The 5,911-nt window shown below is 26.1% G+C and carries 5 protein-coding genes; 1 reads left to right on the forward strand and 4 read right to left on the reverse strand.

The features are described 5' to 3' along the window. Positions 1–286: 286 nt before the first annotated feature. The 4 genes from BUA62_RS10945 to BUA62_RS10960 form a co-directional block, all read right to left on the reverse strand. Entirely contained in the window at positions 287–1,447 is a 1,161-nt protein-coding gene (locus BUA62_RS10945) for an MFS transporter (protein WP_072866076.1), read from the reverse strand. Between the two features lie 119 nt (positions 1,448–1,566). After that, the gene (locus BUA62_RS10950) at positions 1,567–2,772 is read right to left on the reverse strand and encodes a hypothetical protein (RefSeq protein ID WP_072866077.1); all 1,206 of its coding nucleotides are present in this window, start codon (positions 2,770–2,772) and stop codon (positions 1,567–1,569) included. Positions 2,773–2,784: 12 nt separating this feature from the next. Next, positions 2,785–3,690, reverse strand: coding sequence for a glycosyltransferase family 4 protein (locus tag BUA62_RS10955; RefSeq protein WP_072866078.1), 906 nt, complete (start codon positions 3,688–3,690; stop codon positions 2,785–2,787). Positions 3,691–3,700: 10 nt separating this feature from the next. Continuing rightward, the gene (locus tag BUA62_RS10960) at positions 3,701–5,545 is read right to left on the reverse strand and encodes a polysaccharide biosynthesis protein (RefSeq protein WP_072866079.1); all 1,845 of its coding nucleotides are present in this window, start codon (positions 5,543–5,545) and stop codon (positions 3,701–3,703) included. Positions 5,546–5,716: 171 nt separating this feature from the next. Between BUA62_RS10960 and BUA62_RS10965 the strand changes: the two genes are divergently transcribed. Beyond that, the coding region (locus BUA62_RS10965; protein WP_143148384.1) for a hypothetical protein at positions 5,717–5,911 on the forward strand (195 nt) is incomplete at its 3' end.

Here is a 5,911-nt window from a genome sequence, read left to right on the forward strand (position 1 = left end):
ACACTTTCCATTACTCTTAAATACTTTTTTCCTTTCACCTTTGATATTTTAACGAACATCATGCCATCTCCTTTTAGTGGTTTTCATATATATTATACCACTAAAAGTAAGTAAAATCAATAGTTATATGCAAAAATATTATAAAAAGTTAGCCACACACTTTTTCGACTGACCTAGATTTACACACCTCAAATACGCATTTTACCGTCCAATTTTTTCATTTTTCCTTAAATTGCTGTCAAACTCGGGAAAAAAGCTCCCGATTAATTCCGGGAGCTTTTTATATTTAATTAGATTTTTCAAAAATCGGTTCTTTTATTAAAATAAATGTCAATATTATTCCTATTATTCCAAAAACCCATAAACTGTTTAAAATAAAAGGAATATTATTCCCAAAAAAGAATGTATATACTGTAATTAAAACATTTCCCATTGCTCTTGTAAATCCCATTAATGCCCCAGATGCAAAGCTTTTATTATTAGGTAATGATTGTTGTGCATAATGAACATTTACTGACATTGTTAAAAACATAAAAGCATCTGCCAATATATAAGAAATTGCTAATATCCATATATTTGTAGATGATGCAAAAAGAAATACCAATACTGAAAATGCTGAAAAGTATAGAAGATTTACAAATTTTACACTGGTTTTCTCTTCAAGTTTTGCTCCAAGTAGATTAGAAAACGTACCTGCTAAAAAACCAAGAGTTACCAACAGTCCTCCTATTGTTAAGTCATATCCTAACATTCTTGATTTTATAGGCACATAGGATCTAAACATAATACTAACAAATGCTCTATGAACTGTTAAAAACCAGATAGGCGCAATATATTTAAAACCCTTAAAACTTTCAAAAAATCGTGTTTTTTTACCTTTAGAACTTAAGTGTTTATGCGTTTTGAAATAATTATATGCAAAATAAAATAAAATTGTATATAATAATATTCCGACTATCCCTATATATGTTAAATTCTCTAATTTGTAATTAGATACATAATAGGTTATAAAAACAGGTCCCAATGCATAACCAAATGTTCCGCCAACCATAAATATTGCTATTGCTATACCTTTCCCTTTACCTAAAGCTCCACTAATTCCCGCTCCTAAAGGTTCCTGAGCTGAACTCCCTAAATATCCTATTAAGAAAATTATAAATAAAAACCAAATTGATTTTATATGACCTAAAAAAAGTATAGGCGTCATGGTTATCAATACTGATATATACAAAAATACTAATTTCTTATTCGATTTATCAGCAAGATATCCAAAAAACACCTGACTAAAAGAAGATATTAACGTCAAAATTGACGCCATCATAACAAATATTCTTGGTTCATTAACATTAAAATATTCCATGAAAAATGGAATTAATGGTTTGAAATATGATTTAAAAAAACTTGTAAAAAAATTTGTAAATGTTATATATATAGCTAATGGTTCCATTTATACCTCCAAAATTCTTTTTTTCTTTTTATAACAAATATCTATTACATTTTGTCGCCAACTTTTATACCCCCTGTTAAAATTTATCACAATAAAATAAACCCGGAAAATATCCAGGTTTATGTAATTTGATTTAAATTCTTTCCTAACTTCTTTATTATTTTTTTATACCATTTCTTATATTCCATAACTATTCCCTCATCTGAATTTTTCAAATATTCATCAATTAATTTTTCTAAATTTATAACTTTAAAATCTTTTTTCATTTTTTCCTTTAATTCATAAATAGTTTCCACTCCGTATATTAAAATTAAACTTTTTAATAATTTCTCCTCTTTTTTCTCATCATCTTCATCTAAAACCTTTCTATTAAAAACTTCATAACTTTTTTGAATTTCTACATATATGCTTTCTAGTTTTTCGTCTCGAGTTAAAATAAAATCATTTTCTATTTCTTCACCTTCTAACATGTTTTTTATTTCTTCTTCTATTTCATCTATAATTTCCCATAATGTTTCATTTTCATCAGAATTTTCATCTTCTTCCATAAATATTTCTATATCAATGTCTTCATCTTCATCCTTAACACTATTTTGTTTTTTCATTTCAGCAATAAAGTTAGTAAAAGCCTTAAACGCTTCACTCGAATTGCTTAAAGACATACTTTTGTTCAAATTATTTATATTGTATAATTGAAAGATATTATCTTCAATATTTTTTAATTCATTATAATTAACAATTTTTATCCTTTGAGATATATGTTTCAAGAAATCTTCTTGATTTATTATCTCAGGTAAAACATTTAATCTAAATTTATTAAATTCATTTATCAAAGATTTATAAAACTTTTTTATCTCTGTCATTGTTGTTTTAATACTTATGTCAAAAACACTTTGATAATCATATCTTGAAAAAATAAAATGATGCTCATAATATCTCCCAGATTTATTAACATATACAGCTGAAAAATCGACACTTTCATTAATAGTATATACCATTAATTCTTGATTTATAATACTTTCTGTTAACATTAACGAATCTGTTGAAAGAAATGAAAAAATACTTTTCATCCTATTGTTGAAATATCTATTCAATCTAAATATCGTTAAAAGAGTTGGTATATACTCCATTTCAACATCAATAGAATCGGCCAATTCCACACTAAATTCATTTGGCATCCAGATAAAATCACCTGTTTTGGCTTTTACTTCAAATATATATTTTTCTTCTACATCTTCATCTATCGAATCAGCAAACCAAAATTTTTTTATTACCCTTGGATTTAATTCAAAGTATGAACCATCTATACCTTTTAATAAGGCCATATTTTACCTCCATTAATCATAGGAATATAACTTTAAATATATTCCTAAAAATAAAAATTCTATAACAGCCAGAGTCAATCCTAAATACGGATAATCCCAACTAATAATACCTATTATACCAAATAAAAATGAAAATACATATGTAATAACAGCTGTTTTTTTAACGGATAATTTGTATCTCCTTTTTATTTTATCATAAATATGATCTCTGTCACCTGAAAAAGGTGAACGATTGTTTAAAATTCTTCTTAAGAAACTAAAAAATATATCTGTATAAAACAAAGTAGAGACAATTACAGATATTGCAAAACCTCCAAAACCATGGTTTGATGTCATTATAACTGTTAGATAAAATATTGTATATCCTAAAAAATACGATCCTGCATCTCCAAGAAAAATTTTCGCTGGGTGAAAATTAAAAATTAAAAATCCTATTATTCCTACAACAATATATATATAATCAAAATGTTTTGATATAATACTTAAAAACAATATTACAAATAACGTATTCCCACCACAAATTCCATCCATTCCATCTATCATATTAACTGCATTAATTAATGTAACTCCTAAAATTGTTAGTATTATAGAATACATTATACCAAGAGAATTATAAAAAGGCAATAGTGTTAATACAATACCTACAAATTCACTAATTAATCTAAATTTCGGAGAGACATTCATTATATCGTCCAATAAACCAAGTATCAACATTAATGTTCCAAAAACAATAAATCTAATATCACCAATAAACCAAATACTTGATAGATATATAGCAACGCCGCCAAGATAAGGTGTAACCTTTCTATGTATCTTTAAATCTTCATCTGGTTTATCAACAACATTTAATTTCTTTGCAATTGGTATCATTAAATACGTGATTATTATTGATAGTAATAAAATAATTATATAATTCATATTCCACCTCTTAATAAGCTATATCCTTTTTTACTTCTGAAACTGCTTCTGGTATATATTTATTTATCAAATTATCTATCAATTCAAAATTATTAGATTTAAAAACATTTATAATTTTTTCAATAAGACTCTCTAAATCTTTTGAATTTAAAATATTATTCGTTTTTAACATAAATATTCTATCATTTTCTGTTTTTAAAAACTCCTCTGAATTCAAAAATAATTCTTCATATAATTTTTCACCTGGTCTTATTCCCGTATATACTACTTTTATATCCTGATCAGGAATATACCCAGATAATCGAATCATTTCTCTCGCAAGTTTATTAATTAATACTGGTTCACCCATATTTAAAACAAAAACCTCTCCATTATTGGCAAATGCTCCTGCCTGTAATACTAGAGCAACAGCTTCTGGAATTGTCATGAAATATCGTTTCATTTTTGGATCAGTAACAGTTACAGGCCCACCTTTTCTTATTTGTTCTTTAAATATAGGAACTACACTCCCTCTACTACCTAACACATTGCCAAATCTAACTATTCCAAACTTTGTTTTTGTGTTTTGAGCCAATGATCTAATTATTATTTCTCCAAATCTTTTTGATGTTCCCATAATGGATGTTGGATTTATAGCTTTATCTGTTGAGATATAAATAAAATGTTTTACATTATTTTCTATCGATTTCTTTGCAAGAATATACGTACCATATGAATTTACTCTAAATGCTTCTGAAGGATTTTTTTCCATTAAAGGAACATGTTTGTGCGCAGCAGCATGAAAAACGACATCTGGTGAAAATTTTTTAAAAATATGATCCATTCTAAATTCATTTGTTACATCACCTATAATTTCTATTATATTCAAATCAGGAAATCTTTCTTTTATTTCTTTTGAAATATGAAATATACTATTTTCACCACGACCTAACAACATCAATTCTTTAGGATTTAATGCTGCTATTTGTCTACATATTTCTGCGCCTATACTTCCACCAGCACCAGTAACAAGTATCTTTTTATTGGTAATATAATATTTTATTTCATCAAAATTCACTTTTATTTCTTTTCTACCTAATAAATCCTCAATATTTACATCTCTTAAAAACCCAAGAGAAATTTTGTTATTCAATATTTCAAATATTCCTGGTAATGTTTTTAATCTGACTTTTTTAGTATCAATTTTATCTATAATATTTTTCAATTGTTCCGATGTTGCGGAAGGTATTGCAATAATAACCTCATTAACTTTAAATTCCTCTACAAAACGCATTACTTCAGATGTCTTCCCTAAAATCTTGATATTTCTTATTTTTCTTCCAATTTTTGATTCGTCATCATCTAAAAAACCTATAACCTTTCCAAAAGAAGGATGCCTTAAAAATTCATCTAAAAGTTCAACTCCAGCTTCTCCTGCTCCAATTATTAATACATTTTTATCTTCTGACACGTTTTCTTCTACAACCTTCTTATTTTTTGAAAACCACCAAACCCTACTAAATATTATCAATATTGCACCTAAAAGAGCTGTCATAAAGCCAACTGTAATGGGTATTATAAAATCAGAAAACCATATTCTTCTTAATCCTTCTATAATCAAAAAGTTTAACAAATATCCTAAAAATGAAGAATATATAATAGTCTTAATTTCTTTCAATGTTGCAAACCGCCATATATGATCATAAATTTTATTATAATACATACTCAAAACCATAATAAATGGGAAAATGATAACAGGATACACGTATTTTCCCATTTCTATAAAATCTAGTTGGAATCGAAAAAACAGAGCTATAAAATAGCTCAAAACAAATATTATATAATCTATAATCATCAATTCAATTTTTCTTTTCACTAATATCCCCTCGTATAATTAGTATAGAATAATTATATTATTGTTATTGATTATTATTATTATTATTATTATTAGGACGTCCAATTAGTAAGAAGCAAAAAAGGCACTCCTTGATTCAATGTAGAAACATTGAATTGAGCCAAAAAACAAAAGAAAGGAGTGCCCAATTCAATGTTAGCACAAAAAAGAATAGAAATCAATACATCTTTTGTAAAAAAAGAAATTTTATTTATTTTCAATATTATAGATATATTTTTTAACGAACCGAAATACTCATTTGGTAGAAAAAAAGAATTTTCAGATAAAGCTATTCTTAAAATTCTAATGTTGTTAAAAATGGCTAAAAAATCATATAGAAAAGTTCAA

Origin of the sequence: Marinitoga hydrogenitolerans DSM 16785 (assembly GCF_900129175.1) — a bacterium.
Classification (GTDB): Bacteria; Thermotogota; Thermotogae; order Petrotogales; family Petrotogaceae; genus Marinitoga; species Marinitoga hydrogenitolerans.

What these genes read in the sequence shown, in the direction of transcription:
- BUA62_RS10945 (WP_072866076.1), bottom strand. Translation starts at nt 1,447, where the DNA reads ATGGAACCATTAGCTATATATATAACATTTACAAATTTTTTTACAAGT.
- BUA62_RS10950 (WP_072866077.1), bottom strand. Translation starts at nt 2,772, where the DNA reads ATGGCCTTATTAAAAGGTATAGATGGTTCATACTTTGAATTAAATCCA.
- BUA62_RS10955 (WP_072866078.1), bottom strand. Translation starts at nt 3,690, where the DNA reads ATGAATTATATAATTATTTTATTACTATCAATAATAATCACGTATTTA.